Here is a 26,247-nt window from a genome sequence, read left to right on the forward strand (position 1 = left end):
TAATCGAAATATACTCTGCTACCAATAAATATAAAGGGCCCGAAGGCCCTTGATTATCAGATAATATTTATCAGTCGCTCTCTGTTAATAGCAAATAGGAACGGTAACTTTTATGACTAGGTTAATGTTGCTTAGTTTTAAAGCGCATTTTTGCCTAAACGGTTCTAGTCGCTATTGCTGGCGCTATCATAGAGGCTTTTCTTGCAGGGTAAAGTACCGCCAATTGTCCGACAATAAATAGCGCCAAAACACCAAAAGCAACTAACTCAAATCCAATGGGGGATAAATTAAACGCGCTGACCAACCACATATTAAGCGCAACGGCACCGATACATCCGATGATATTACCGAATGTGGAAATAATAAAATTTTCCATCATAAAGTAACGCATTATTTGTCCTTTTGTTGCACCTAGTGCACGGCGAGTACCAATTTGTTTAGTGCGGCGATTAATACTAAAAATAGCTAAACCAACAATACCAAACCCAGTGATCAAGGTCAGTGTTATGACTACCGTTGTCAGAATTTTATTCGTGGCATTATGCTGTTGGTAACTTCGTTTCCTTGTTTCCTCAATAGTTGTTACGCGACGAATTATTCTTTCTTTATCACTCTCAGCTAGTGCTTTTTCAATAATAGGCATTAACTCATCACGACGTCCTGCTTCCGTGCGAATAAAATAATAACTGCCTTTGGCTTCGCGTTTAAATGGTACCAGCATACTACGTTCAACGCCGTTCCAGCCATTCCAAGGAGCTTGCAACGCCTCTACCACGCCGATAATTTGCATCGGTTGTGTTTGTGAAATATAAACTGTTTTTCCAATGGCTGATTGCCAATCGTCAGGATATAAGTTTTCAGCGAAAGCTTTGGTAATGATGGTTTTTGCTGGCCAGGTTGACTGGCCTTCTTTACGTAATTCTATATCGGCTGGTTTGAAGTTAGCGCCCGCTATCAACTCTAAGCCCATACTGTTAATCGCATGGTCATCCACCATGTATATTGCTGAGCCGACCGCATCTTTATCTTCGCCGGACTCATGTTGCAAAGCCATTGACCAGCCGCTGCCACTTAATGGCACTGCATTTATTTGAATGGCATCGACAACACCCGGGGTGTTGCGGATCATGTGTAAATCAGTTTGTAAATGGGCCTGAATATTATAGTCTTGCCCAAAGACAGTATTGGTTAAATAAAAGGTATTGGCTTCATCTAGGCCGCTTTCACGCTGCATTTGCTGTTGACGATCTTGGATCATAAAAATAGCGTTGACCATAATCGTCATGGTCAGGGCAATTTGAAACGCGATGAGCAGTGCGCCAATTTTATTGCGAGCCAACGCGCGCAGTATCAGTCCGGTTTCTAACATAATAATTCCTTACTTTATTTGCACTAAGCTTATTGGCTTTTTAGTTGCTGGGCTGGCTGGATGTTACAAGCACGCCAGGTAGGATATAAACCGGCGAGAATAGTTGATACAAGGGCGAGTACGACCGCTAATATCGCCATATTGGTATCCAAGCTCGCTAAGCCTTTCATATAATCACCATATAAGCCTTCTACACCTTTTAAGCCGAGGTAAGCGAGTATTAAGCCTAATATGCCACCCAATATACCAATACAGGCTGATTCAATAATATATTGGCTAAACAAGGTGCTTTTGCTTGCGCCTAGTGCCTGTCGCAAACCAATTTCAGGTGCTTTACCTAAAAATTTTGCTAGTAATAAACCGACCGTGTTTAGCAAACAAACAATCAAAAACATAAATGACATTGCCATCATCATTTGGGCATCATCAGCCACCACCTCTTGGGTTTCTAACCATTGCATAACGTTACTTAAACGGTTATCTATTGGACGTTGAAAGCGTCCGAATTGTTTTTGCTCTTCGACATAAGCGTTGAGAAACTGTAGGTAATCTTCTTTATCTTGCTGAGTTTTTAATTCCACCCAAAACTGTGTCCAAATACATTCAGAAGCAAGAAAAGCTTTAAAACCATCACCGGTAGGTTTCCAGCAGTTGGTATTGCCCGAACGGGAAATTTTTTCATCAGCAATTAAATGAAAGGGGACAAATATATCTTCAGAGTCGTTAAATGCGCCGGTGGTGATATCATAAAATCTTGGTTTTGGTTGCCAAGTATCAATAACGCCGACGATACGGAACATATTACCTTCAAGTTTTATTGATTCACCGACGGAGTCCTTGCCACCAAAAAGTTTGTCATTGGTTTCTTTACTGAGCACGACCACAAACTCTTTGCTTTCATCACTTTGGTTCGACCAACCGCTGCCGTAAATAAAAGGCACATTGAACATTGAGAAAAAGTCGGCAGTGTTCGCTCTGCCATTGACAATTAAAGGCAACATTTCAGGATCAGCCGGTTCAATCACGCCAAAGGCTTGTGCTTGAACATTTTGGCGAAAGGCTTGTTTAGCACGCATTAAATTGCTTGAATCAGTATAAGTTAATTGATCGGGCGGATTTAAACCGTCGTCAAATGGGTCGTTAATATCCCAACTGTCGAGTTGCACATAATATAATTGTTGGCTTTTTTCAGGAATTGGATTGGCCGACATTAGATAGTTCACGGTCACTGTGGTCATGGCGGTGCCAATGCCTAAGCCAATGGCACACACCATTAACAGGCTTAAGCCCCAGTGCCGAAGAATACTTATCCAAGCGAGTCGTAAATAATAACTAAACATAATATTGTCCTTGTTTTTTTGTGCTCTGTAATTAGTTAAGCAATAGCTTGGCTAATATGTGGAGTTATTATTTCTAGCTCACTGACTCTGCCATCTTTAACTTGTATGGTGCGTTTCGCGCGTTGAGCTAACTGTGCATCATGCGTCACCATAATAATGGTGGTACCTTGCTGATTGATTTCTTCAAGCAAGTTTAAAACACCTTGAGCCATTTCAGAGTCGAGATTACCTGTGGGCTCATCAGCTAAAAGAAAACGTGGGCTAGTTGCCAGTGCTCTTGCAATGGCGACACGTTGTTGTTGGCCACCAGATAATTGACTAGGTAAATGTTTCATACGCGAGGCGAGGCCGACACGCTCAAGGTTTTCTTCAATTCGGCGTTTACGTTCTTTGGCATTAAAACCACGATAGCGCAGTGGCACGTCTACGTTGTCATAGAGGTTTAAGTCAGGTATTAAATTAAAACCTTGGAAGATAAAACCTATTTTTTGATTACGCATACGAGAGCGTCCGTTGTCGTTGAGCTTGCCAACATCTTCACCATCCAGTAAAAACTCACCATTGCTGTAAGTTTCAAGCAAGCCTGCAATATTTAAAAAAGTGGTTTTACCTGAGCCAGAAGGGCCGGTAACACTAATAAAGTCGCCTTCATTAACTTGTAAACAAAAATCACGTAAGGCATGAGTTTGAATATCTGCGGTTTGGAATGTTTTATTTATATTTTTCATTACTAGCATGTTGAATTCCCTTATATTTTGTAAGCCGTGCTGTACTACTGTTATGTGTTTATTGTTGAAATTTATTTACGTTAATCGCGACCAGTGCATTTACGCTTAAATGAGCTTTTTAGTGGCTGATTAATCACTAAGTAATACTTGTTCGGCGGCATTGAAAGTATCGGTGCCCGAGATAATGATTTGATCGCCAAGCGTTAACCCCTGTAAAATTTCGACATGGCTTAAGCTTCGAGCGCCCGTGGTAATTGCGGTTTTTTCGGCTAAGCCGTTGTTAACTCGAAAGGCAAAGCGACCGCCACTACTTTCTAGGAATTGCCCCCGCTGTACTTGTAAGATATTTTCTTTGTACTCAAGAATTATTTGGGTGTTTAAACGTTGATTTTGGCGTAGTTTTTTCGGAATTTCGTTGATAAAACGTACTCGCCCAGTAACCTGATTATTCAGTATTTCGGGGGAAATCGTTACGAGACGAGCACGAAAGGGGTGTTGTTCAAATTGAATGTTAACGTCCATACCTATGGCTAAGTCATCGGCGTAACTTTCGGGTATTTCAATTTCAACTTCAAACTGTGATAAGTCCACTATGGTTAAAATGGCTTGGTTTTTACTTAAAAAGGTTTTGTTATTCGTGCTTAGATTGCCGACAATGCCATTAACGGGTGAGGCGATATTCAAGCCATCGACTTGGCGCTGTAACTCTTTCACTAATAATTTTTGACGTCTAATATCTAAATCCAACGATTGACTGTCAAAGTCTAAGCTTTCGATATTCAGGGCCGCATCTTGGACTGCGTGTTTATGTTGCAGGTTGGCTTGCTCTAATTCGTCTTGTGCCTTTTCATAGTCAATTTGGCTAATTGCACTTTTTTCATAGCCTAAATCAGCACGACGCTTTTCTCTGTTTGCGGTAACAAGTTTTACATTGGCTAAGTCGACTGCTTTTTGGTCTATGAGCCGTTGTTTTTTCGCTTGAATTTTTTGACGAGCGAAACTTGATTGTAAACTTTCTAAGGTTGTTTGCTGTTGAAATAAACGGCTATTCAGCTCTGGACTTTCAAGCATTGCCAGAATTTGTCCTTGTTTAACTTCATTACCTGCTTCTATCATTAAAGTGATGGTGCCATCAGCAGGGCTATAAACCGTCGGGCTTACCGCCGCTACAACGCGTCCTAATACAGAAATGTCACGAATAAAATCACCTTGCGTAATCGTTGCAAGTCGTACACGGTCTAGCGAAATAGTTTGCTCTGCTTTACTCCAACGAGAGGCAGAAGGTGCCACTTGCCAGATAACACAGGCGATAATAATGGTCGTTAAGATGATGGTTATCCAACGTTTTTTTGGTGATGTTGTTTTTTTTATTTGAATATCTTGTTCACTGGTGTCTTTAATAGACATGACTTATTCCCCCGAATGTCAAATCAGTGCTAAATCTAAAGCAAAGCCTTTTGCTAAAGTGCACTGATATTTACTAAGTAGCAGCGAGTATGAAAAAGGTTTAAATGTAAGGGGAATTATTTTTTATGGGCTAGTTTAATAAAAATTGAAACAGGTAGGACATAGCTTGTTAATACTGCGCTATAGGCAAATTATTTTGCTAATATAATATTGAGAAAAGTACGATTTTTAAAAGCTAAAAGCTAAAAGCTAAAAGCTCCTATGTAACGTTTTGACTTTCTTTGTGCTGAAATCGGCGAATAAATGCCAACAATAAGAGTAATAAAGGAATGGCAAAGTCGATAATACGTGTATAACGCGCGTAAGGTGTTAACCCTGTTACTAAAGGCACTTGAGTGCTAAGTACCGCTTGTTCGAACTGTGGGATTTGTTTGAGAATATCGCCTTGATGATCAATAACAGCCGTGATGCCATTGTTAGTTGCTCGCAAGAATGGTCGGCCAAACTCTAACGCGCGCATTCTTACAATTTCTAAATGTTGGTGCGGACCATGTGAGTCACCAAACCATGCATCGTTACTTACGGTGAGTAACAAGTCAGTTTGATTAGAAAAGTTGGCGCTAAGTTGCTCTGCAAAAGCCACTTCAAAACAGATGAGTGGCAGCAAATGGTAGCCATTGGCTATTAAGTTGTTTTGGACGTATTCACCGCGACTAAACGATGACATAGGTAAATTAAAAAACGGCGCTAGTGGTCTTAACCAATCCGCAAAAGGGACAAATTCACCAATGGGCAATAAGTGATGCTTAGCGTAACGATTTTCATTGTTATATTGATAACTACCTTGCTCGTCATCAGGAGACTCTTTGCCGAGGACAATTAAATTGTTGTAATAGTCTTTGCTATTGAAGTTGTAATCAATAATACCGGAAATAATCGTGCTGTTATTGAGTAAGGCAGAGCTTTGTGCAATTTCTAGAAACTCTTGCGCTTGCGTACTCGGCTCTATCGCGGTAATAGCCGACTCTGGCCAAATAATAATATCGGCAGGGTAATGTTGCCGGGTGAGGTCTACATACTTCAACATGGTAGGCCAAGTTAATTCTGGCGCCCATTTCATTGCTTGCTTGATATTTCCTTGTACCATAACGGTTTTAACAGACTTACCCGTTGGAGATACCCAAACTGTCTGTTGTAACGACAAACTAGCTACGCATATCGCGGCAAGAAAAGCCAAATGTAGATAGCGCTTGCGCTGTTTGATGATATAAACGATAGCGATGCTAATGGCAATAATGAGCGCACTGATGCCCTTTTCGCCAATGACAGGGGCAAAAGCAGCTAAAGGACCATCGATTTGGCTATAACCTAAAGTTAACCACGGAAAACCGGTTAATAATACGCCACGTAAAAACTCAGCGAGAAGCCAAAAGGGTAATAAAAGCCAGAGGTTAAGTTTGTTTTGATAGGAAAAACGGGCGGCTAAAAAACAGGCCAGGGCGAGAAATAACGCTAAATATAAACACAGAGCGACCATCAGTAATATCGAAACAGCTAGCGGTAATCCGCCAAACTGGTCAATACTGACATGTACCCAGCTGATACCGGCAGAAAACCAACCAAAAGCAAAAATAAACCCTTGTTTAGCGGCCGCTTTAGCTGACTTTCCTTGCAGTGAATATAACCACGCCGGCAAGAGTATTACCATCAGCCAATAATAAGAAAATGGCGCATAGCACAACACTAACGCCAATCCTAAAAAGAAGCTGAGGGCATTCTCTTTATCGGTTATATTTCTGTGGATTCGTTGTAACATTTTTTTTAGCATAAAGTGTTAATCAGCGACTTTTCCTGCTACAACATGTTCTTTTGGTACGGTAATTTGCAAAGTTTGAATACGACGACTATCGGCTGCAGTCACTTTAAATATGACTTTATTAATGGTGATTTTTTCACCTTTTTTAGGCATATGACCAAAGTGTTGTATAACAATACCCCCAATGGTGTCTGCGTCACTTTCATTAAATTGGAATTTAAAGTAGTTATTAAAGTCGGTAAGATCCGTAAGGGCTTTTACTTGATAAACTTGGCCCGCAAGATATTTAATATCCTCTTCCATGGCATCATCGGTTTCATCTTCAATTTCACCCACGATTAACTCTAAGATATCTTCAATGGTTACGACACCGGATACCCCACCGTATTCATCAACAACAATGGCCATATGATAGCGTTGTTGGCGAAACTCTTTTAAAAGCGGATCAACTTTTTTACTTTCAGGTACAATAATTGCTGGGCGAATCACCTGTGCGATGGTGAATGCTTCTTCAACCTGATGAAAGCCGTAAGCTAATAAATCCTTCGCTAACAATATTCCTTCAACATCGTCAATATCTTCATTGATGACAGGAAATCTTGAATGCCCAGAATCGACTATAATAGCTAGTGATTTCTCTAAAGGATCATTAATATCTAAGGTGATCATCTGCGATCGCGGGATCATAATATCACGTACTTTCATATCAGATACTTCAAGTACGCCTTCGATCATTTGCTTGATTTCAGGGTTAATAAATTCACGGTCTTCAGCATCGTTTAATGCATTGACGAGCTGGTCTTTACTTCTCGGTTCTCCGGTAAATACTTGCATAATTTTATCCAAGATTGACTTATTTGAAGAACCGTTACTAGAGTGGGGTTGGTCGTCGCTCATAGAGCCTTTTTAATTCCTTGTTGGTTTATTACCAAGTGAAATAAATAATTGTTCACTTACTTAATTCAATTGCTATATTTTACAATGTAAAACTATTAGGTCAGTTTGTAACCGATTGTTGTTAAATTCAAGTAATAAATTGTAGTTTACTTTCTTAAGTCTTCATTTTACTGAAGTAGATCAAATAATCGTTTGTTATTTTCTGCTAATTTATTTCATACGGAGCAGCAAAACCCAAACCGGTAATGATTTTCGTTTCGAGTGCTTCCATTTCATCTGCTTCATCATCTTCAATATGATCAAAACCGAGTAAATGCAGGCAACCATGTACCGTCATATGTGCCCAGTGCGCGTTTGCGCTTTTGTGTTGAGCAATGGCTTCTTGCTCGACAACATCAACGCAAATGACAAGATCACCCAACAAATCAAGCTCAATACCTTCAGGTACTTCAAAAGGGAATGATAAAACATTGGTCGCCTTGTCTTTACCGCGATACTGATAGTTAAGCTGACGGCTTTCATCACTGCTCACTAACCTAATGGTTAGCTCAAAGGGCTTTTTATAGGGGGTGAGTGCGGCCTCGACCCAACCTTGAAAATCATGTATTTCAGGGACAGGTTTATCACCACAAGCTACTTGTAAATCAACAATAATATTAGCAGTGTTATTCGCCATTTTTGCTTTCGCTTGCTCGTGCTAACGCTTCTGTTTTTTGTTGCTGTTCACGAACTTGCTGTTTCTCTGCTTTTAAGCGATTCTCTTTTTGTTCGTAAGCTTCATAAGCTTCGACTATATGCGCAACAACAGGGTGACGCACGACATCTTTTGATTGAAAAAAGTTAAAACTAACGCCTGGAATATCTACTAATACTTCAATGGCATGACGCAAGCCTGATTTTTGTCCACGTGGTAAATCGACCTGAGTTATGTCACCTGTGATCACCGCGCGCGAATTAAAGCCTATTCGCGTTAAGAACATTTTCATTTGTTCTACAGTCGTATTTTGGCTTTCATCTAGGATAATAAAGGCATCGTTTAACGTTCTACCGCGCATATACGCTAATGGTGCTACCTCGATAACATTGCGTTCGATAAGTTTTTCAACTTTTTCAAAACCCAGCATTTCAAATAGAGCATCGTAAAGCGGACGTAGGTAAGGGTCGACTTTCTGTGATAAATCGCCCGGTAAAAAGCCCAGTTTTTCACCGGCTTCTACCGCGGGGCGAGTCAGTAAAATTCGTCTAATTTCTTGACGCTCTAGCGCATCGACAGCACAAGCTACAGCGAGATAAGTTTTACCGGTACCCGCAACACCCACACCAAAGCTAATGTCATTAGTAATAACGTTTTGCACATAACTTTGCTGATTTTCGTTGCGTGGCTTGATAATCCCGCGTTTGGTTTTAATAGTTACCATGTCGTCGTATTTAGCATCAACTTTACTGGGTTCTGCTTCTAGTGGACCTGCGTCTACGATGGCTAAGTGGAGCATTTTAGCGGTAATAGTGGTGGATTTACCTTTAACTATTTCTGTTTCAAGGTATAGGTCGATTAAAAGCTTTTTAACAGCGGCAGTATTTAAACTTTTACCCGTAACTTTAAACTCATGGCTTCTATAGCTTACTTCAACACCCATACGACGTTCAATTGTCTTAAGATTGTCATCCATTGGGCCACATAAATTTGCCAGGCGATTATTGTCGGCGGGAGATAATTCAAAGTTAATACTGGTATTTTTACTCAATTGATATTCCTGAATACTTGAAAAATTAAGCTAAAATGGCAAATACACGGTATTTGCCATTAATACGGGTTAATGTGCAATGACTTTTAGACGTAAACTATAATAATGAAAGTCTAAGGTGTAAAAGTAGCCACGCCGAGTTCATCAACCGAATTTTTCTCTGCTTGGTGATGACTGTTCGCTAAAATATCAGCAGGTGAATGCGCTATACGTAAGCCCATTTCACTTTCTTGGCGTACTAATTCACCACGAAGTGAATTGGCATAAACATCAGTAATTTTGACATCAACAAATTGGCCTATTACCGTATGAGGTGCAACAAAGTTCACTATGCGGTTGTTTTCAGTGCGACCACGTAACTCCATTGGATTCTTCTTTGAAGGACCTTCAACTAGGATACGTTGTTCGGTATTTAACATCTGACGTGCTATATGAAGCGCTTGTTGACTGATACGGTCTTGCAATATCTGTAAGCGTTGCTTTTTAATGTCATCACTAATGTCATCAACCATATCGGCCGCCGGTGTTCCTGGGCGGGCACTGTAGATAAAGCTGAAACTTAAATCAAAGTCTACGGCTTTAATTAGGTTCATTGTCGCTTCAAAATCGGCATCGGTTTCACCTGGAAAGCCAATAATAAAGTCAGATGACATGCAAATGTCAGGTCGCACTTTTTTCAATTTACGAATTTGAGACTTGTATTCTATAGCAGTATGGCCGCGTTTCATTTGCGTTAAAATACGATCTGAACCACTTTGAACAGGTAAGTGCAAGTGGCTAACAAGCTCAGGCACATCAGCGTATACATCTATTATGTCATCAGTAAATTCGATAGGATGCGATGTGGTATAACGAATACGATCAATACCGTCAATGGTGGCTACTAAGCGTAATAGTTCAGAAAAACGACAAATACTGCCGTCATGTGAATCGCCACGATAACCATTAACGTTTTGGCCTAGTAAATTTACTTCGCGCACACCTTGCTCGGAAAGTTGCGCTATTTCATATAAAACATCGTCTAGAGGACGGCTAACTTCTTCACCACGAGTATAAGGTACAACACAGAAGGTACAATATTTACTACAGCCTTCCATGATAGAGACAAAAGCTGTTGCACCATCGGCTTTTGGTTCAGGTAAACGGTCAAATTTCTCAATTTCAGGAAAGCTCACATCAACAACATGACCTTTATTTCCGGTAACTTGTTGGATCATTTCAGGTAAACGGTGCAAGGTTTGTGGACCAAAAACCATATCTACATAAGGAGCACGTTGACGAATGGCATCGCCTTCTTGTGAAGCAACACAACCACCAACACCAATCACAAGGTCAGGATTTTTTACTTTCAGATTTTTCCAACGACCTAACTGATGAAAGACTTTTTCTTGTGCTTTTTCGCGAATAGAGCAGGTGTTAAGTAAAATAACATCAGCATCTTCAGCTTCTTCGGCTAGAACAAAGCCATGGGTAGAGTCTAAAAGTTCTGCCATTTTCTGCGAGTCATACTCGTTCATTTGACAGCCCCAAGTTTTGATGTATAGCTTTTTACTCATTATTCGCGCCTAATCTTTTCTATGAAATTGATTCTAGTTTTTGCTAGAGAATTTATGGAGGCACATTTTACTCTTTCTTGGCCTATGATGCTAGCTTAGAAATATACTAGCGTTAAATTGTATCGTGCTTTTTCGCATTATGAAATTTTCCTTAAAGGAATTGACAGAATTATTTCACTACCGTGCTTTTGATTATCATAAGTATGGAATGTCGCGTTAAATTTATTGGCAACTTGACGAATATAGTACATAGCCATTTCAAAGTTAATTTTACTGTTAAATTGGGTAAAGCTTTGTTCATTAGAGGTGATTTTCAACCAAATCTTCCCATTACTTACGTTAACGCGAACTTCAAAGACACCACCATTATCACAGTTAATAGCGGCTAATATAGCTTCATAAACAATCCGATAAATAGCACTTTGCAGCGCATACCTTACATCTTGGTCTTCTACATCAAGGTGTAATGTTACTAATACATGAAATTGCCGATGAAAATAATCAGCAAGGTAGGGCAAAGCGACAGTTAATGAGCTCCCAGATAAGCTACTTGGTGCTGCATGACTATTTTGTGTTGAAAGTTCATCTAAACACTCTCGTATCAGAGACTGTACATAAGGAATCTCTTTTTCATTAGAAATTGATTCAGCAGTTGATAGACTTTCGGAGTCTGGAGCAATGAGTGTTTGTATTTTAATTAATTTACGACGAATTACTGATGCTGCTTGGCTTTGGCTGCTGAGTTCATCATTTAATGTTTTGTGTATATTTCTAATGGAGCGAGAACGTAAATACAAAAGCCATAACGTTAATATTATTAAGCTGATACTGATGATGGCATAAAAAATTTGGCTATTCGGATGCCAGTACCATGGGTAGGAAACATTAATATCAGCATAGGCTTTATAATCATTCCATTGACCTAAGCTATTAGTGCCCATAATCTCAATGTGATATGCACCAGATGATAACCCCGTCAATGTTAATTGTGAGCCGTTAATATCATTCCAGTAACCACCATTTATTTGGTATTTAAACTGTTTACCTTGGCCGGGCCTAAAGTCTAAACTGGCAAGTTCAAAGGTCACAATATCATTAGGTGAATCTATATCAATAACATCGCATAATAATTTAGCTTTACCAGAAACAATCGTCTTACTGATAAAGGTTTTAGTGTGCATTTTATCTTCAATACTCAATGGAACTTCTATAACACCGCCATAATGGCTTGCATAAATTTTGTTATCCATTAACACTGGTTTTTTAGCGAAAGTAAATTGCTCAGTATTAGCGACTAAGTTCAGTTGGTAGGTGTCTGGATTAAGTCGATATAGACCTGGCCGGCCTGAAATCCATATTTCATCATTAATCAAACTCATATAACCAAAGGTAATGTTTTTGGCGAAATGTGAGAGTAATTCACCTTGTAAGTTGAATATAAAAAAACCATCGCCTTTAGTTGAGACAAAAACTTTGCCTTTGTATTCAAGCAATGCAATGACCTTATTTTCCCCAAAGCTATTGATTTTAGTTACTGACTTGTCGTTGGTATCAACAATGTTAATGCCTGTTGAGGTAGCAACCCAAAGTTTATTATCTGCCAACGCCAAAGAGTCTATTACTTCTGGCGAACTTAAGGTTTCACCTTGAATGTGATATTCAACACGCTGACTTGCAATATCAAACTTGATCACGCCATTAGCATTCGTTGCTAAATATAACGCACCATCTTTATGTTTCATGGAAAGTAACAACAGATTGTTGCTTGGAAAGTTCACCCGTTCAAGTGTTTGACTAGCACTATTAAACTGCCATAAGCCGTCAAATGTTGCGATGTAAAGGCTGTCGCCGTCAGAATATAGGTCGGTAATGATTTTGGCACTATTACTGAATTTATTATTTATGCCTTTAGGTAAAAATTTATTGAGTTCAGAAAGTGAGTTTAGCCCAGCGCCATAACTGCCTAATACTAAGTTATTTTGATACACAGCTAATGCTATAGCATTAAATCGCACATCAAATATCTTAGGCGTGTTTTTAGCGATTGATTGAGTTATTTTTTTTACGCCGCGGTTAGATAAAATCCATAAAACCCCAGTGTTATCATGAAAAAGCTTTTTGACGAAAGTTGAGACTATATTAGGGTAGTTATGTGCTATTTCAGCTAGGTTATTTAGTTTATATTGGCTTATCTGACCTTTAACGTCAGTGGTAAAAAGGCTAACCCTATCATGTGAAGGAGTAAGTGATGTAATAGCGTTATTAACCAGAATACGTTTTTTTTCTTGGTTGTCTGATAACGATATTAACTCATTACCTTTGGCTATCAATAATATCGTTCCTGTAGCTGACATTGCTGTTATATTACCAGCTTCAACAAGCTCTAACGTATCATCTACAACTTTGAATACCCCGTCAGATTTTGATATATAAAGATGCTTTTGGGTATGCTGCAGATTATCAATTTCGCCGTTATTTGCTATTAATTGTGTTTCCTGTAGAAGAGGATTGAGCTTATAAAGTTTATTCGACACATTGAAATAATACATACCTTGATGTTCAAGTGCTTGATAAATACTACTTGAGTCAACATCAGTAGCTAATGCTGTTGCTGTACCTGTGTTGGTATCAAATAACCATAATTGGTGGGTTTCGGTTGCTATCAGTAGTTTATCATTGTCAATTAAATCAATGTCGTTAATCCAATTAAAAGGTAAAGGCCAATCTTTGTTGTTGCTGTTAAACGTTATGCTACTTTCACTGTCATGGCGAATGAGACCGTTAGCGGTTGCCAACCAAATAAAACCTTTTTTATCTTGAATGATGTCAATGCTATGAAGCGATTGGTTATTTAAATTTTTTGCAGATGAAATAGCGCTAAAAAAACTTGCCATTAGTAGTAAAAATGGTGCTAAAAAGCACCACTGAGTAAAGTTTTTTACCGTACAAATACTAATAGTATTATGTAATGCTATCTGGCGCTTCTTTTGGAGGGTGGCGCTCATCGCCGCAGACGGCAAAGACATTTGGCACTTTGCCTTCAAGTTCAGGCTTTTGCACCAAAAGATAAGTTGGCTTTCTTGGGGAGTTTTCACTGCGTTTAATTGCCCATGCTTTACGCACCTTATCGGCATGCTCTTTTCCATACTTTACTTCAAATGCGGTGGCGATCATTTCAACGCCAAAATCATCCATCACCATGATGGCATTATCATGGTAGCCACTTGTGGTATCAAAATCTATATCAACGGTTAAAATTTTATTATTGGGAAGGACTAAATCTGCTTTAAGTTTTGATATCACGGCACGGTCTTCGTGCGCTTTTAATTGGCTTAAGTTTGGTTTTTCGCTTAAGTCGTAAACGAGATTAATATCTTTGGCTATCCTGTTTTCTTTTCTTATTGCTGACATAACTTATCCCTTTAGTGAGTTTTATTTTTGATTGATCTTTCATCGAGTATTTGAATACTATGCTTAAATACTAATTTGTATTAATGGAATCATCCATCATTATTTTTTTGGGTTAATTTTATGCAGTGGATTCAGGCATTGGACGAAAAAGGGTATTGCCAAATTGATAATTTTTTACCAATACAGCATGCTGAACGATTAAGAAAAAATATCATTGTTAATAATCATTTTAAAAAGTGGAATCTACTCACTACGCCATACCGGCCACTTATGCATGTGAAAGATAAAATCTCAACCAGCGTAATTGATAAACAGCGGCATATTCAAGCAACTAAAGCTTTTAAACGTCGAAAATTTTCCTTTTCTTTTTATCGTTCAAGTAATAAACATGCAAAGCAACATGGTCAAGCATCATTACATCAATATGTTGGTCAGAAAGTTTTGACGTTATTGAAAAATCACTCATTAATTAAAGGAAAATTACAAGATTCGTTTTTTGCAGCTTATAAAAAGGGCCAATTCATCAGTTACCATACTGACGGCAGCGCAGGAAAATATGCCTTTATTTATCAGCTATCGACTGGCTGGCAGCAAAAGTATGGTGGTCAATTAGAGCTTTACCCTCAAAGAATTAAATTCTTTAAACGCACTATAGCCCCTAAATTTAACAGCCTCACTATTTTAAAGTTATCGCATCCTATGCCTCATAGCGTTAAGTTACTAAATAATCCTGCACATAAACATCGAATTACCATATCAGGTTGGGTAGAATAACCTAACGTCGATAAAGTTGTAAAAAAGCATTATGAATCAATTTGATTGTGTAGTTGTAGGTGGTGGCATGGTGGGAGCAGCAAGTGCGTTATCACTGGCTGAATTAGGGTTAAAGGTTGCCATTATTGAAAAAAGTGCGCCTGCTATATTTTCTCCCGAACAAGATTTTGACTTAAGGGTATCTGCAATATCACTAGCTTCAGAACAGCTATTAAAGCAATTAGGTGCTTGGCAACAACTAAAACAATGGCGAATGTGTGCATATAAACGTCTTGGCGTTTGGGAGTTCGAGCAAAGCTATACTGAATTTAATGCTCAAGATATTAACCAAACGCATTTAGGCCATATTGTCGAGAATAGGTTAATACAACTTGCCCTGTGGCAAAAATTGCAACAACACAGCAATATTACATTATTGTGCCCTGAAACCTTAATTAACATTGAACAAAGCCCAACAGACGTTAAATTGACGTTATCGTCTGAAACTATAAACGCTAAAGTTGTAATTGGTGCCGATGGTGCCAATTCTTTTGTGCGAAAACTTGCTAATATTGGTACTACGGGGTGGGATTACGCCCAATCAGCAATGCTGATCAATGTTCAAACAGAAAAACCACAACAAGATATTACCTGGCAACAATTTTATCCAACAGGACCACTTGCCATGTTACCTATGCCAGGGAACTTTGCTTCATTGGTTTGGTATCATGATAAAGATGAAATTAAGCGCTTATCGGCGTTATCTAATGGCAACCTAGCACAAGAAATTTTGCAAAACTTTCCAGCACGCTTAGGAAACGTTGAAGTCATCAATAAAGCGGCATTCCCTTTAACACGACGCCATGCAAATCAATATCAAAAAGGCCGTATCCTGTTAATTGGCGACGCGGCGCACACCATTAACCCAATGGCAGGGCAAGGGGTTAATTTAGGCTTTAAAGATGTTAAAGCGCTGCAGCATGTTATCGCAAAAGCAATAGGCAACGGCGAGTCATGGCATGAGCCCAAGGTTTTAGCGAGTTATCAACAAAAAAGAAGGACAGATAACTTGTTAATGATGACCACAATGGATGCATTGTATTTGTCATTTGGGCACGTGTCGCCTTTGGTGAAACTGGCACGAAATGCAGGTCTAATGATGGTAAATACTGTACCAAGCTTGAAAAACAAAGCCTTAGCTTATGCCTGTGGTATATAAACAATAACGGATAGGTGGAAGGCAACAGGTTGTGAAAATCAGATTAAATTAAGATCAAGCAGTTTGAGTTCTGTGAAGGAGATAACAAGAAAATAGCAATAGATTGAAAATGGTGCGGAAGGAGAGACTTGAACTCTCACATCTTGCGATACTGGAACCTAAATCCAGCGCGTCTACCAATTCCGCCACTCCCGCATTTTCAGGTAGTAATCTCGATGAACCAAGATTATTGAAACAGTACTACATTAACTATAGAACATAAATAAAAGAAAGTGGCTGGGGTATGAGGATTTGAACCTCAGAATGACGGGATCAAAACCCGCTGCCTTACCGCTTGGCTATACCCCAACAGAATACTTCTATTTAATTAAGTTTATAACATTGATGGACTTTCGAATAATACAGAGAGTAAAAGAAAGTGGCTGGGGTATGAGGATTTGAACCTCAGAATGACGGGATCAAAACCCGCTGCCTTACCGCTTGGCTATACCCCAACAATGTTACTTACTTTCTAACAAATATCATGATGATGAATGTTAGTAGAATGGTACGGGTCAAGAGACTTGAACTCTCACATCTTTCGATACTGGAACCTAAATCCAGCGCGTCTACCAATTCCGCCAAACCCGCATTTCTTCTATTACTACTATTACTACTAAGAGTAAAAATGGTGGCTACACCGGGATTTGAACCTGGGACCCCATCATTATGAGTGATGTGCTCTAACCAGCTGAGCTATGTAGCCGTTCCATCTTGCCTCTCAGCAAGTGGCGCGTATTATGCAAATCTGATTGCGATACGTCAACCGTTTTTTATCAATTAAATAAGACTTTTTGCTTGTTTGGCTATTCAATGTGCAATTTGTCGGATATATGTGCAAAACTCACTGTCAAAGACAAACATATTTGCAAATATCACTCATAAGTTTGTTTATTTAAATTAGCGAACTTTATTTTATACGCTCGTTTGCTATTTTTGTCAGGTGTGCTGAATTTTTCTTTATCACAGCCAAATTATTACTCACTGTTTTTACGGGTAACTTACCTATTAAGTATTCACCAATATCTAACGCATTTGAGGTGGCAGCAAACTCGAGTAAGTTTTGACCATTACATTGAACGTTATCAAAAATGGATCTAATGTTAACGTTGTTAGTTTTTAAATATTTACGTAAGCGTTTTTTGTCGTTTATCGATACATATTCACAGATACGCAATGAGATGCTGTCATCAAAAGCTACACTTTGTGGGGTGTAAGAAAATGCGCTAGCAAGTACTAAAGACGCTAAAAGGGTAGTTTTCATATTATTCCTAAATAATTATTCTGTTGCCTAGAAAGTTTATCTGTAAAGTTAAACTTTGCCAGTTTTGTGGGTAAATGATTGAAAGCGTTAAATCATGAGCTTATTCTAATATATTAAAGATTTTCGCAGTGACTTTATCTAATACCATTAATTTGATTAATTAGGTGATCTACTTGGTATCATTTCTAAACAAGTCATCAGACTGAGGTTTAATTAAGTTTAATGCTTAGCAGAGCTCTTCCTTCTTAAAGGGAGGAATGAATGATAAAGGATGGAATAGGGGCTTAAAAATTGAGAAGAAGGGGGAACCTTTGATTTGTTATTCTTTTATCGTCGTACTTCTTCTCTCCCGGTAAACTATGGTATTACTTTTTACAGGAAGAAAAGAAAGAGAAAAGCAGGTGTAGAGGCTTTTCTCTTATTAAGGCAAGTTGTGAATAAAGCGAGTTGCCGAATTATTAAAGGTTAGACATTAAATCTGAAATGAACAACGTCACCATCTTTAACACGATACTCTTTACCTTCTAAACGCCACTTTCCGGCTTCTTTAGCACCAGATTCACCGTTGAACTCGATAAAGTCATCATAGGCTACAACCTCTGCACGGATAAAGCCTTTTTCAAAGTCAGTATGGATAACACCGGCTGCTTGTGGCGCGGTAGCATTTTGTTTTACGGTCCAAGCTCTAACTTCTTTTACACCTGCGGTAAAATAGGTTTGCAAGTGCAATAAAGAGTAACCAGCATTGATAACACGATTTAGGCCAGGTTCTTCTAATCCCATCTCAGCCATAAATTCAACACGGTCTTCATCATCCATTTCAGATAATTCACTTTCGATTTCAGCACAAACAGCAACAACGATTGCACCTTCTTTGTCCGCGATTTCTTGAACTTGGTCAAGGTAAGGGTTATTTTCAAAACCATCATCATTAACATTGGCAATGTACATGGTTGGCTTAATCGTTAAAAAGTTTAAGTAGGCAACGGCAGCTTTCTCTTCTTTAGTCAGCTCTAAAGAACGCACCATTTCACCGTCTTCGACATGTTTTAATATTTTTTGTAGCACCGGCATTTCAAACTTAGCTTCTTGATCTCCGCCTTTAGCTTTCTTGGCTAAACGAAAAATAGCACGTTCTGCTGTATCCATGTCAGATAAAGCTAATTCAGTATTGATGACTTCGATATCATCAATAGGACTAACTTTGTTGGCAACATGAATAATATTGTCGTTTTCAAAACAGCGTACTACGTGGCCAATAGCATCAGTTTCACGAATATTAGCTAAAAATTTATTACCTAAACCTTCACCTTTTGAAGCACCTGCCACTAAACCGGCAATATCAACAAACTCCATAGTTGTTGCCAGAACTCGCTCTGGCTTTACTATGTTTGCTAAAGCATCTAAGCGTGGATCGGGTACAGGAACAACGCCCGTATTAGGCTCAATTGTACAAAAGGGAAAGTTCGCAGCTTCAATACCCGCTTTAGTTAACGCATTGAAAAGTGTTGATTTACCTACGTTGGGCAAGCCAACAATACCACATTTAAAACCCATGATGTTTACCTATTATGTTGACGCAATAATGTTTATTGCGCTTTAAAAGAATGTAGACGATTTTGTGCTTTTTTCACATCGTCTTTTTGCCAAATTTCAAAACAGCGTGCAGCTTCGTCTATCGCTTGGTCTATTAAGTTTTGTTCGATGGCAGGTGCTTTACCAAGTACATGCCCAGTAACGCGGTCGCGATGACCTGGATGATCAATGCCAATGCGTAACCGATAAAATTCTCTGTTATTAGCCATACTTGAAATTATGTCGCGTAAGCCATTGTGGCCACCGTGACCGCCACCCAGTTTGATTTTACAAACGCCTGGTAACATATCTAACTCATCGTGAGCAACGAGTATATTTTCAACGGGAATACGAAAAAAGTTGGCTAATGGTGCTACGGCCTGTCCACTACGATTCATAAAAGTGGTAGGTATTAGAAGATGAACTAATTGCCCAGCAATTAATCCTTTACCGTATAGACCTGAATATTTTTTTTCTGGCTTTAGTGAAATGTTATAACGTGAAGCAAGTTCTTGAACGAACCAATCACCAGCATTATGACGGGTTTTACTGTATTCGGAACCTGGATTTCCTAAGCCGACTACTAACTGAATCGCCATCTAATAGTTTACTCTTGTTGTTGAAACTTATGTTTATAAGCTCAAATACATTTAAAACAAGTACATTTAAAACTAAAAAGCTTAAAGGGCATGTCGTAAAAACACTTCCCTTTAAGCCTATTCATTTTGAATAATGTTAACTATTACTCAGCTGGAGCTTCTGTAGGTGCTTCAGGTGCGCTGTCGTCTTCATCTTCAACTACAACTTTAGCAGCATTTAAAGTAACAACTGCTTGGTCATGGCTTTCGCCTTTAGCTAATTCGTCAGAAGTAACGCCTTTAGGTAAGGTGATATCTGATAAATGTAACGTTTGACCAACTTCTAAGTTAGCAACATCAATTTCGATGTACTCAGGAATGTCAGCAGGTAAACATGTAATTGCGATTTCATTCATATGGTGAGCCATAGTGCCACCAAGTTTCTCTGCTTCTTCTTCATTAAGGAAATGAATTGGAGCATTAACTTGTACAGCATTTTTAGCGTTAATACGTAAAAAATCTAAGTGCATTACAACTTGCTTGAACGGGTGACGTTGCATATCTTTTAAAAGACATTCAACAGGCTTGCCGTCAACGTTAATTGTTAAAACGTGAGAGTAGAATGCTTCTTCTTGTTGTGCACGGAAAACATTTTTGTGCTCTAACGTTAAAGAAACAGGCTCTTTGCCTTCACCGTATATAATTGCTGGAACTTTGTTCGCGTGACGTAGGCGGCGGCTCGCACCTTTCCCTAAATCTGTACGTACTTCAGCATCCAATGTAAATAAATCTGTCATGGTAATATCCATTATTTAATAATTAAAGGTTGTTACTTTTTGCGACCAAAAGCAACCTGTTCCTGTATTAACTTTTTACTTACTAAGCAGTCAACTAAGTAACTTACTCAGCGTAATTAGCTAAAAAAGGCGCAGCATGATAACACCCAAGCGACACGAGATCCATTACTTATCTTTAAATCTTATACCAACTTGGTATTACCTCAAGCGCGGGGCTTATAGCAATTCGAGAGCTGATTGCCATAATAGTAATTTGTAAGTATAAAAAAAGCACCCATAGGTGCTTTTTTAACAATACAATTTTTGCTTAACGCTTACGCATCAAACATTGCAGAGATAGACTCTTCGTTACATACACGACGAATGGCTTCTGACAACATACCACTTAAGGTCAGTTGACGAACATTACCTAGCGCTTTAATTTCATCTGATAATGGAATTGAATCAGTCACAACAACTTCATCAATAACTGAATTTTTTAAATTTTCAGCCGCATTACCAGAAAGTACTGGGTGAGTTGCATAAGCAAATACGCGTTTAGCACCGTGTTCTTTTAATGCTTCTGCTGCTTTTGCAAGTGTTCCGCCAGTGTCGATCATGTCATCTACGATGAAGCAATCACGGCCCTTAACATCACCAATGATATGCATAACTTGTGCAACGTTAGCTTTAGGGCGACGTTTATCAATAATGGCAAGATCTGCATCATCCAATAGTTTAGCCACCGCACGAGCACGAACAACACCACCAATATCAGGAGAAACGACTACTGGGTTTTCAATGTTACGTGCCAGCATATCTTCTAATAAAATCGGTGTACCAAAAACGTTATCCACTGGTACATCAAAAAAGCCTTGGATTTGTTCTGCGTGTAAATCAACCGTTAATACACGGTCAACGCCTACACTTGATAAGAAGTCAGCCACAACTTTTGCCGTGATAGGTACACGAGCACTACGAACGCGACGGTCTTGACGAGCATAGCCAAAATAAGGCATAACGGCAGTAATACGTCCAGCTGATGCACGACGAAGCGCATCAATCATCACGATTAATTCCATTAAGTTATCGTTGGTTGGGGCACATGTTGATTGAATAATAAAAACATCCGCACCACGCACGTTTTCAGTGATTTCAACACTAATTTCACCATCACTAAAACTACCAATCTTGGCTTCGCCTAAGGTGATATATAGACGATTAGCGATTTGTTTGGCCAGTTCAGGGGTGGCGTTACCCGCAAAGATCTTCATGTCAGGCACTGTCAGTTCCTCAGAAACTTTTGACATTTAAATTACGATACTGAATAAAACGGTAAGTTAAATATCAGCAAATTATTTTATTTTTGCCAGTTTTAATGGCATTTATATTAATTTTATCCGAACTTAATTGTCGTTTACTGCCGCAATTGCAGCATGTAAGGGCGATTGATTTAGTCCTTCGGCTACGAATGATTCTATACCAGTAGGTAGTAAAGATTGCACGTAGCACGCGTCATGTTTAGAGCTAAAACGTGAAAATATACACGCGCCAGTTCCTGTCATCTGGGACGGCGCGTATTCTATCAACCAAGCCAGTAGTTTGGCAACCTCGGGGTAGTGTTTTATTACCCAAAATTGGCAATCATTGTGATAATTATCGATATTTTCATCGCTGTAGCGTATAGATGGCGTATCGCGAGTTAAATCTGTTGCGGTAAAAACGCTTTGTGTAGAAATACTGCAATTAGGTTTTGAAATTAAGTACCAATAAGTTTTTGGCGAGGCCGGAGTTAGTTGTTCGCCAATTCCTTGGGCAAACGCGGCAAAGCCATGGATAAATATTGGCACGTCAGCACCCAATTTTAAACCAAGGTCAGCTAGTTGTGCAGTCGTGAGCTTAGTTCGCCAGAGCGCATTAAGCGCGAGCAGCACGGTCGCGGCATTTGATGAACCACCACCTAAGCCACCACCCATAGGTAATCGCTTGTCTAATTTAATGTCGACACCTTGCTGACAGTTGGTATAGCTTTGTAATAACTCGGCTGCTTTTACGATTAAGTTATCGTGATTATCGACGCCTGGGATGGGTGTCAGTAGTGTTATTGTTTTATCAACAGTGACATTAAATGCAATAGTATCGTGATAATCTAGAAACTGAAAAACGGTTTCTAGTTGGTGATAACCGTTGTCCATTCGGCCGACAATATGCAAAAACAAGTTAAGTTTCGCTGGTGAAGGAAATGTAATGAAGGTTTTTTTATTCAAGGTCATCTCGTTAAATTTTCCATGAATGTATGACGATTTTTATGCTTAAATCGCCTTGACGGATGGTTAGCTGTTTAGCCAATTGATAAGGCCCAATATGATGATATTTGCTGTATTTTATCAGCCAGTTTTCGTTATTATAATGACTCGTTAAAGACTCAGGTAGCAATGTTTTTACATGATAAACGACTTGGTCATCTGGCAAGAAGGCTAAGCCTTTTAGCCAATGGTTCATAGCTCTAGTCGGTAGGTTTAAGCCCGTAAGTTCAAAGATTAAACTGTCTAAGTCTTGTGTGTTGTAGTCATTGCCGTCAACTTCCAATGTGAAATTATCTTGCTGTTGATTAAGCTCCAATACTTTAATGCCAAATAACGTCGATAAATTTAACGACTCGGTTTTATCTGCAGCATTTTTTTGCCAATGAAGCGTGGCACTTTGGCGCTTTTGACTATTTATGAAGGCGATCTTTCCGGCTATAGTCCAGCTATTAAGTTGTGATACTTGTTTATTACGGCTATTTATATCTTGGTTTGCTTGATTATTTTCGACTGGAATGTCATTAATGCTACTACAAGCACTTAATATACCAACAAAAAAGAGTGTAATGAGTCGTTTACTATACATAGCATTCCTGTCGTGGTTGAAATGAAAAAGCTTAGCTCCATCAAGTGAAGCAACAACTAATAACAAAAACATATCGCTTACATGCTTTCAATTGAAAGAGATTTTACGTAAAATTATCGCGATTTTTTGTCGCAGATCATAGGTTTTTTTCAAAATCTAGCTGATAATAAGATCAATTAGTCATTTCAAGCTGTTAATTAAACCGCAAAATAGTCATTAAATGCGTATAATATAAGCCGCACGATGGTTAATCATTCGCCGCAGACTTTGCCGGCCATTACTTTTTTGGACTCAATAATTCATATGTCGATAGTTGCAGTAGGTATCAATCATAAAACCGCACCGGTTGCTGTTAGGGAAAAAATATCTTTTAACCCTGATAACCTGAGCTCGGCTTTGCAAGAACTGATCGATTCAGTAGATTGTAAAGAAGCTGCGATTTTATCTACCTGTAATCGAACTGAGTTATACATAGTGCAAGATGGTGATGTAACGCTAACGCAAGAACGTTTAGTGCGTTGGTTAGAACAACATCATAATGTACCTGCATCTACCATCACCCCAAGTTTATATTGGCATCAAGACCAACAGGCTGTTAACCACATGATGCGTGTTGCTTGTGGCTTAGATTCTTTAGTACTCGGTGAGCCGCAAATATTGGGGCAAATGAAACAAGCCTATAAACAAGCCAAAGCTGCAGGCTCGATGGCGTTAGTTATGGACCGCCTTTTTCAACGTACTTTTGGTGTTGCTAAACAAGTTAGAACGGACACCGAAATTGGCGCAAGTGCCGTGTCTGTTGCTTTTGCCGCCGTTAATTTAGCAAAACATATATTTGCTAGTTTAGACAAAACCCGCGTTTTGCTTGTGGGTGCTGGAGAAACAATTGAGTTAGTGGCTAAGCATTTATACGAAAATAATGTTGGTCATATTACGGTAGCTAACCGCACGTTGAGTCGCGCTGAAAATATGGCTAAACAATTTGGTGCCGATGTTATTACACTGGCGCAAATCCCAGAAATGATGGCCAGTGCCGATATCGTGATCAGTTCCACAGCCAGCACTTTACCCATCATTGGTAAAGGCATGGTAGAAAAAGCCTTAACGAAAAGAAAGCACCGTCCAATGTTTATGGTTGATTTAGCGGTGCCTCGTGATATTGAAGAACAAGTATCAGATCTCGAGGACGTATTTCTTTACACCGTTGATGACTTGCAAAATATTATTACAAAAAATTTAGATAATCGTCGTAAAGAAGCGGTAATGGCTGAAGGTATTGTTACGGAGCAGTCATCTAGTTTTATGTCATGGTTGCGGGGCTTAAATACTCAAGATACGGTGATTTCATATCGTAAACAGTGTTTAGATAATCGTGATCAATTGCTTGAAAAAGCCATGCAACAATTAGCGGCGGATAAAAACCCTGAAGCGGTAATTGCCGAACTTGCCACTAAGTTAACCAATAAGTTTATGCATGCACCGACAAGTGCAATACAGTCGGCCGCACAAGGTGGGGAGCTTGATAGACTTATGTACTTGCGTGATATTTTCAACATAGAAGATAAAAAGTAGCCCTTAATTTATTCAATTGCTGAAAATAAGTTATCAATAAATTACCTTTCGCTAACTCCACACCCGTTGTATCTCATAGCTAAGCTCTTTATACTGCTCGATTGCACCCTATTTAGTATAAATTACCCGCTTAGTGGAATATAATGCGCGGGTAATTAATCAATTATTGACTATATAAGATCATTTAATGAATAAATCTGTTTACCAAAAACTTGAGATACTTGTCGAACGCTTTGAAGAAGTTCAAGCGTTATTGTCTGATCCTGAAACTATTTCCAATCAAGAGAAATTCCAAGCTTTATCAAAAGAATTCTCACAATTAGAAGTGGTCACATCTGCTTTTCATGCCTATCAAGAAGCGGAAAATGATTTTGCTACGGCAGAAGAAATGCTTAAAGATGAAGACCCTGATATGCGTGAAATGGCGCAAGAAGAGTTTAAAGCGGCTAAGAAAGCGGTAGAAGAAATGACTGGCGAGCTGCAAGTGTTGTTATTACCTCGTGATCCTAAAGACGATAACAATTGCTTTGTTGAAATTCGCGCCGGTGCAGGTGGCGATGAAGCCGCTATTTTTGTAGGTGACTTATTCCGTATGTACAGCCGTTACGCAGAAAAGCAAGGCTGGAAAATCGAACTAATGAACTCCAATATAAGCGAGCAAGGCGGCTTTAAAGAAATTGTCGTTAAGGTTAATGGTGTTGGCGTTTACGGCCAAATGAAGTATGAATCTGGTGGTCACCGTGTACAACGTGTACCGGAAACAGAATCACAAGGTCGTGTGCATACTTCTGCTTGTACTGTGGTTGTAATGCCTGAAATTCCAGAGTCACAAGCGATTGAAATCAATAAAGCAGATTTGAAAGTAGATACCTTCCGCGCGTCAGGGGCAGGTGGACAACACGTTAACAAAACCGATTCAGCTATTCGTATTACTCACATTCCAAGTGGCGTGGTAGTTGAATGTCAAGACCAACGCTCACAGCATAAAAACCGTGCGCAAGCGATGTCAGTTTTACAAGCGCGCTTGCAGCAAGCCGAAGACGAAAAACGTCGTAGTGCCGAAGAGTCTTCTCGTCGTAACTTAGTGGCGAGTGGCGATCGCTCTGAGCGAATTCGTACTTATAACTTCCCACAAGGCCGTATGAGTGATCACCGTATCAACCTAACGCTTTATCGTTTAAACGAAATTATGGAAGGTAATTTACACTTGATACTTGAGCCAATTATGCAAGAAAGTCAGGCCGACTTATTGGCAGAGCTTTCAGAGCAGCATTAGTGATTGAATCAGCATGTGAGCAAGGGTTATCGGT

At 39.2% G+C, this 26,247-nt stretch carries 22 protein-coding genes and 5 tRNA genes; 4 read left to right on the plus strand and 23 right to left on the minus strand.

The annotated features are described in order from the left end of the window. Positions 1-154 precede the first annotated feature (154 nt). From B5D82_RS03575 to B5D82_RS03625, 11 genes are all read right to left on the minus strand, one after another. Entirely contained in the window at positions 155-1,369 is a 1,215-nt protein-coding gene (locus B5D82_RS03575) for an ABC transporter permease (protein ID WP_081149304.1), read from the minus strand. 29 nt (positions 1,370-1,398) lie between these two features. After that, complete coding sequence (locus tag B5D82_RS03580) at positions 1,399-2,709, minus strand: ABC transporter permease (protein ID WP_081149305.1); 1,311 nt, start codon at positions 2,707-2,709, stop codon at positions 1,399-1,401. A gap of 35 nt (positions 2,710-2,744) precedes the next feature. Continuing rightward, a complete protein-coding gene (locus B5D82_RS03585) occupies positions 2,745-3,446 on the minus strand; it encodes an ABC transporter ATP-binding protein (RefSeq protein WP_081149307.1) in 702 nt (233 codons plus the stop codon). A 120-nt stretch (positions 3,447-3,566) separates the two neighbouring features. Further along, positions 3,567-4,844, minus strand: a complete 1,278-nt coding sequence (locus B5D82_RS03590) for an efflux RND transporter periplasmic adaptor subunit (RefSeq protein WP_081149308.1) — start codon at positions 4,842-4,844, stop codon at positions 3,567-3,569. Positions 4,845-5,103: 259 nt separating this feature from the next. Continuing rightward, a complete protein-coding gene (gene lnt / locus B5D82_RS03595; protein ID WP_081154277.1) occupies positions 5,104-6,660 on the minus strand; it encodes an apolipoprotein N-acyltransferase in 1,557 nt (518 codons plus the stop codon). Positions 6,661-6,678: 18 nt separating this feature from the next. Beyond that, positions 6,679-7,557 (minus strand): CorC family transporter, encoded by an 879-nt coding sequence (locus B5D82_RS03600; RefSeq protein WP_081149310.1) that lies wholly within the window; start codon positions 7,555-7,557, stop codon positions 6,679-6,681. A 205-nt stretch (positions 7,558-7,762) separates the two neighbouring features. Next, a complete protein-coding gene (gene ybeY / locus B5D82_RS03605) occupies positions 7,763-8,233 on the minus strand; it encodes an rRNA maturation RNase YbeY (protein ID WP_081149311.1) in 471 nt (156 codons plus the stop codon). Beyond that, a complete protein-coding gene (locus B5D82_RS03610; protein ID WP_245807549.1) occupies positions 8,223-9,302 on the minus strand; it encodes a PhoH family protein in 1,080 nt (359 codons plus the stop codon). The genes ybeY and B5D82_RS03610 overlap by 11 nt, the downstream gene beginning before the upstream one ends. 113 nt (positions 9,303-9,415) lie before the next feature. After that, on the minus strand, positions 9,416-10,858 hold the full coding sequence (gene miaB, locus B5D82_RS03615) for a tRNA (N6-isopentenyl adenosine(37)-C2)-methylthiotransferase MiaB (protein WP_081149313.1): 1,443 nt from the start codon (positions 10,856-10,858) through the stop codon (positions 9,416-9,418). Positions 10,859-10,995: 137 nt separating this feature from the next. After that, positions 10,996-13,884, minus strand: coding sequence for a ligand-binding sensor domain-containing protein (locus tag B5D82_RS03620; RefSeq protein WP_157673833.1), 2,889 nt, complete (start codon positions 13,882-13,884; stop codon positions 10,996-10,998). Further along, positions 13,820-14,269: a hypothetical protein gene (locus tag B5D82_RS03625; protein WP_081149316.1), complete on the minus strand. Its 450-nt coding sequence runs from the start codon at positions 14,267-14,269 to the stop codon at positions 13,820-13,822. Before B5D82_RS03625 ends, B5D82_RS03620 begins: the two co-directional genes overlap by 65 nt. Positions 14,270-14,389: 120 nt before the next feature. On the opposite strand from B5D82_RS03625, the gene B5D82_RS03630 reads away from it, so the two are divergent. Then, the gene (locus B5D82_RS03630) at positions 14,390-15,043 is read left to right on the plus strand and encodes a 2OG-Fe(II) oxygenase (RefSeq protein ID WP_081149318.1); all 654 of its coding nucleotides are present in this window, start codon (positions 14,390-14,392) and stop codon (positions 15,041-15,043) included. Positions 15,044-15,074: 31 nt separating this feature from the next. Further along, the gene (locus B5D82_RS03635; RefSeq protein ID WP_081149319.1) at positions 15,075-16,241 is read left to right on the plus strand and encodes an FAD-dependent oxidoreductase; all 1,167 of its coding nucleotides are present in this window, start codon (positions 15,075-15,077) and stop codon (positions 16,239-16,241) included. 110 nt (positions 16,242-16,351) lie between these two features. On the opposite strand, the gene B5D82_RS03640 is transcribed toward B5D82_RS03635, so the two are convergent. The 12 genes from B5D82_RS03640 to lolB all read right to left on the minus strand — a co-directional run bounded on the left by B5D82_RS03640 (position 16,352) and on the right by lolB (position 23,365). After that, positions 16,352-16,436, minus strand: a tRNA-Leu gene (locus tag B5D82_RS03640). Between the two features lie 78 nt (positions 16,437-16,514). Beyond that, positions 16,515-16,589: transfer RNA gene (locus tag B5D82_RS03645), tRNA-Gln, on the minus strand. A gap of 71 nt (positions 16,590-16,660) precedes the next feature. Continuing rightward, positions 16,661-16,735: transfer RNA gene (locus B5D82_RS03650), tRNA-Gln, on the minus strand. 51 nt (positions 16,736-16,786) lie between these two features. Then, positions 16,787-16,871 (minus strand) — tRNA-Leu (locus tag B5D82_RS03655). 38 nt (positions 16,872-16,909) lie between these two features. Beyond that, a tRNA-Met gene (locus tag B5D82_RS03660) sits at positions 16,910-16,986 on the minus strand. Positions 16,987-17,190: 204 nt separating this feature from the next. After that, positions 17,191-17,544 (minus strand): DUF3718 domain-containing protein, encoded by a 354-nt coding sequence (locus tag B5D82_RS03665; RefSeq protein ID WP_081149327.1) that lies wholly within the window; start codon positions 17,542-17,544, stop codon positions 17,191-17,193. A 465-nt stretch (positions 17,545-18,009) separates the two neighbouring features. Next, positions 18,010-19,101: a redox-regulated ATPase YchF gene (gene ychF, locus B5D82_RS03670; RefSeq protein WP_081149328.1), complete on the minus strand. Its 1,092-nt coding sequence runs from the start codon at positions 19,099-19,101 to the stop codon at positions 18,010-18,012. A 32-nt stretch (positions 19,102-19,133) separates the two neighbouring features. Next, complete coding sequence (gene pth / locus B5D82_RS03675; protein WP_081149330.1) at positions 19,134-19,718, minus strand: aminoacyl-tRNA hydrolase; 585 nt, start codon at positions 19,716-19,718, stop codon at positions 19,134-19,136. Positions 19,719-19,861: 143 nt separating this feature from the next. Then, complete coding sequence (locus B5D82_RS03680) at positions 19,862-20,494, minus strand: 50S ribosomal protein L25/general stress protein Ctc (protein WP_081149332.1); 633 nt, start codon at positions 20,492-20,494, stop codon at positions 19,862-19,864. Positions 20,495-20,808: 314 nt separating this feature from the next. After that, entirely contained in the window at positions 20,809-21,756 is a 948-nt protein-coding gene (locus B5D82_RS03685) for a ribose-phosphate pyrophosphokinase (RefSeq protein ID WP_081149333.1), read from the minus strand. A gap of 123 nt (positions 21,757-21,879) precedes the next feature. Next, complete coding sequence (gene ispE, locus B5D82_RS03690) at positions 21,880-22,746, minus strand: 4-(cytidine 5'-diphospho)-2-C-methyl-D-erythritol kinase (protein WP_081149335.1); 867 nt, start codon at positions 22,744-22,746, stop codon at positions 21,880-21,882. A 4-nt stretch (positions 22,747-22,750) separates the two neighbouring features. Continuing rightward, on the minus strand, positions 22,751-23,365 hold the full coding sequence (gene lolB / locus B5D82_RS03695; RefSeq protein WP_157673834.1) for a lipoprotein insertase outer membrane protein LolB: 615 nt from the start codon (positions 23,363-23,365) through the stop codon (positions 22,751-22,753). 303 nt (positions 23,366-23,668) lie between these two features. Between lolB and hemA the strand changes: the two genes are divergently transcribed. Then, entirely contained in the window at positions 23,669-24,937 is a 1,269-nt protein-coding gene (hemA, locus tag B5D82_RS03700; protein WP_081154281.1) for a glutamyl-tRNA reductase, read from the plus strand. Between the two features lie 187 nt (positions 24,938-25,124). Beyond that, positions 25,125-26,213, plus strand: a complete 1,089-nt coding sequence (gene prfA, locus B5D82_RS03705; protein ID WP_081149338.1) for a peptide chain release factor 1 — start codon at positions 25,125-25,127, stop codon at positions 26,211-26,213. Positions 26,214-26,247: the final 34 nt, after the last annotated feature.

This window comes from Cognaticolwellia beringensis, from assembly GCF_002076895.1.
Lineage (GTDB): Bacteria > Pseudomonadota > Gammaproteobacteria > Enterobacterales > Alteromonadaceae > Cognaticolwellia > Cognaticolwellia beringensis.

What these genes read in the sequence shown, in the direction of transcription:
- B5D82_RS03575 (WP_081149304.1), bottom strand. Translation starts at nt 1,369, where the DNA reads ATGTTAGAAACCGGACTGATACTGCGCGCGTTGGCTCGCAATAAAATT.
- B5D82_RS03580 (WP_081149305.1), bottom strand. Translation starts at nt 2,709, where the DNA reads ATGTTTAGTTATTATTTACGACTCGCTTGGATAAGTATTCTTCGGCAC.
- B5D82_RS03585 (WP_081149307.1), bottom strand. Translation starts at nt 3,446, where the DNA reads ATGCTAGTAATGAAAAATATAAATAAAACATTCCAAACCGCAGATATT.
- B5D82_RS03590 (WP_081149308.1), bottom strand. Translation starts at nt 4,844, where the DNA reads ATGTCTATTAAAGACACCAGTGAACAAGATATTCAAATAAAAAAAACA.
- lnt (WP_081154277.1), bottom strand. Translation starts at nt 6,660, where the DNA reads ATGTTACAACGAATCCACAGAAATATAACCGATAAAGAGAATGCCCTC.
- B5D82_RS03600 (WP_081149310.1), bottom strand. Translation starts at nt 7,557, where the DNA reads ATGAGCGACGACCAACCCCACTCTAGTAACGGTTCTTCAAATAAGTCA.
- ybeY (WP_081149311.1), bottom strand. Translation starts at nt 8,233, where the DNA reads ATGGCGAATAACACTGCTAATATTATTGTTGATTTACAAGTAGCTTGT.
- miaB (WP_081149313.1), bottom strand. Translation starts at nt 10,858, where the DNA reads ATGAGTAAAAAGCTATACATCAAAACTTGGGGCTGTCAAATGAACGAG.
- B5D82_RS03620 (WP_157673833.1), bottom strand. Translation starts at nt 13,884, where the DNA reads ATGTCTTTGCCGTCTGCGGCGATGAGCGCCACCCTCCAAAAGAAGCGC.
- B5D82_RS03625 (WP_081149316.1), bottom strand. Translation starts at nt 14,269, where the DNA reads ATGTCAGCAATAAGAAAAGAAAACAGGATAGCCAAAGATATTAATCTC.
- B5D82_RS03630 (WP_081149318.1), top strand. Translation starts at nt 14,390, where the DNA reads ATGCAGTGGATTCAGGCATTGGACGAAAAAGGGTATTGCCAAATTGAT.
- B5D82_RS03635 (WP_081149319.1), top strand. Translation starts at nt 15,075, where the DNA reads ATGAATCAATTTGATTGTGTAGTTGTAGGTGGTGGCATGGTGGGAGCA.
- B5D82_RS03665 (WP_081149327.1), bottom strand. Translation starts at nt 17,544, where the DNA reads ATGAAAACTACCCTTTTAGCGTCTTTAGTACTTGCTAGCGCATTTTCT.
- ychF (WP_081149328.1), bottom strand. Translation starts at nt 19,101, where the DNA reads ATGGGTTTTAAATGTGGTATTGTTGGCTTGCCCAACGTAGGTAAATCA.
- pth (WP_081149330.1), bottom strand. Translation starts at nt 19,718, where the DNA reads ATGGCGATTCAGTTAGTAGTCGGCTTAGGAAATCCAGGTTCCGAATAC.
- B5D82_RS03680 (WP_081149332.1), bottom strand. Translation starts at nt 20,494, where the DNA reads ATGACAGATTTATTTACATTGGATGCTGAAGTACGTACAGATTTAGGG.
- ispE (WP_081149335.1), bottom strand. Translation starts at nt 22,746, where the DNA reads ATGACCTTGAATAAAAAAACCTTCATTACATTTCCTTCACCAGCGAAA.
- lolB (WP_157673834.1), bottom strand. Translation starts at nt 23,365, where the DNA reads ATGTATAGTAAACGACTCATTACACTCTTTTTTGTTGGTATATTAAGT.
- hemA (WP_081154281.1), top strand. Translation starts at nt 23,669, where the DNA reads ATGTCGATAGTTGCAGTAGGTATCAATCATAAAACCGCACCGGTTGCT.
- prfA (WP_081149338.1), top strand. Translation starts at nt 25,125, where the DNA reads ATGAATAAATCTGTTTACCAAAAACTTGAGATACTTGTCGAACGCTTT.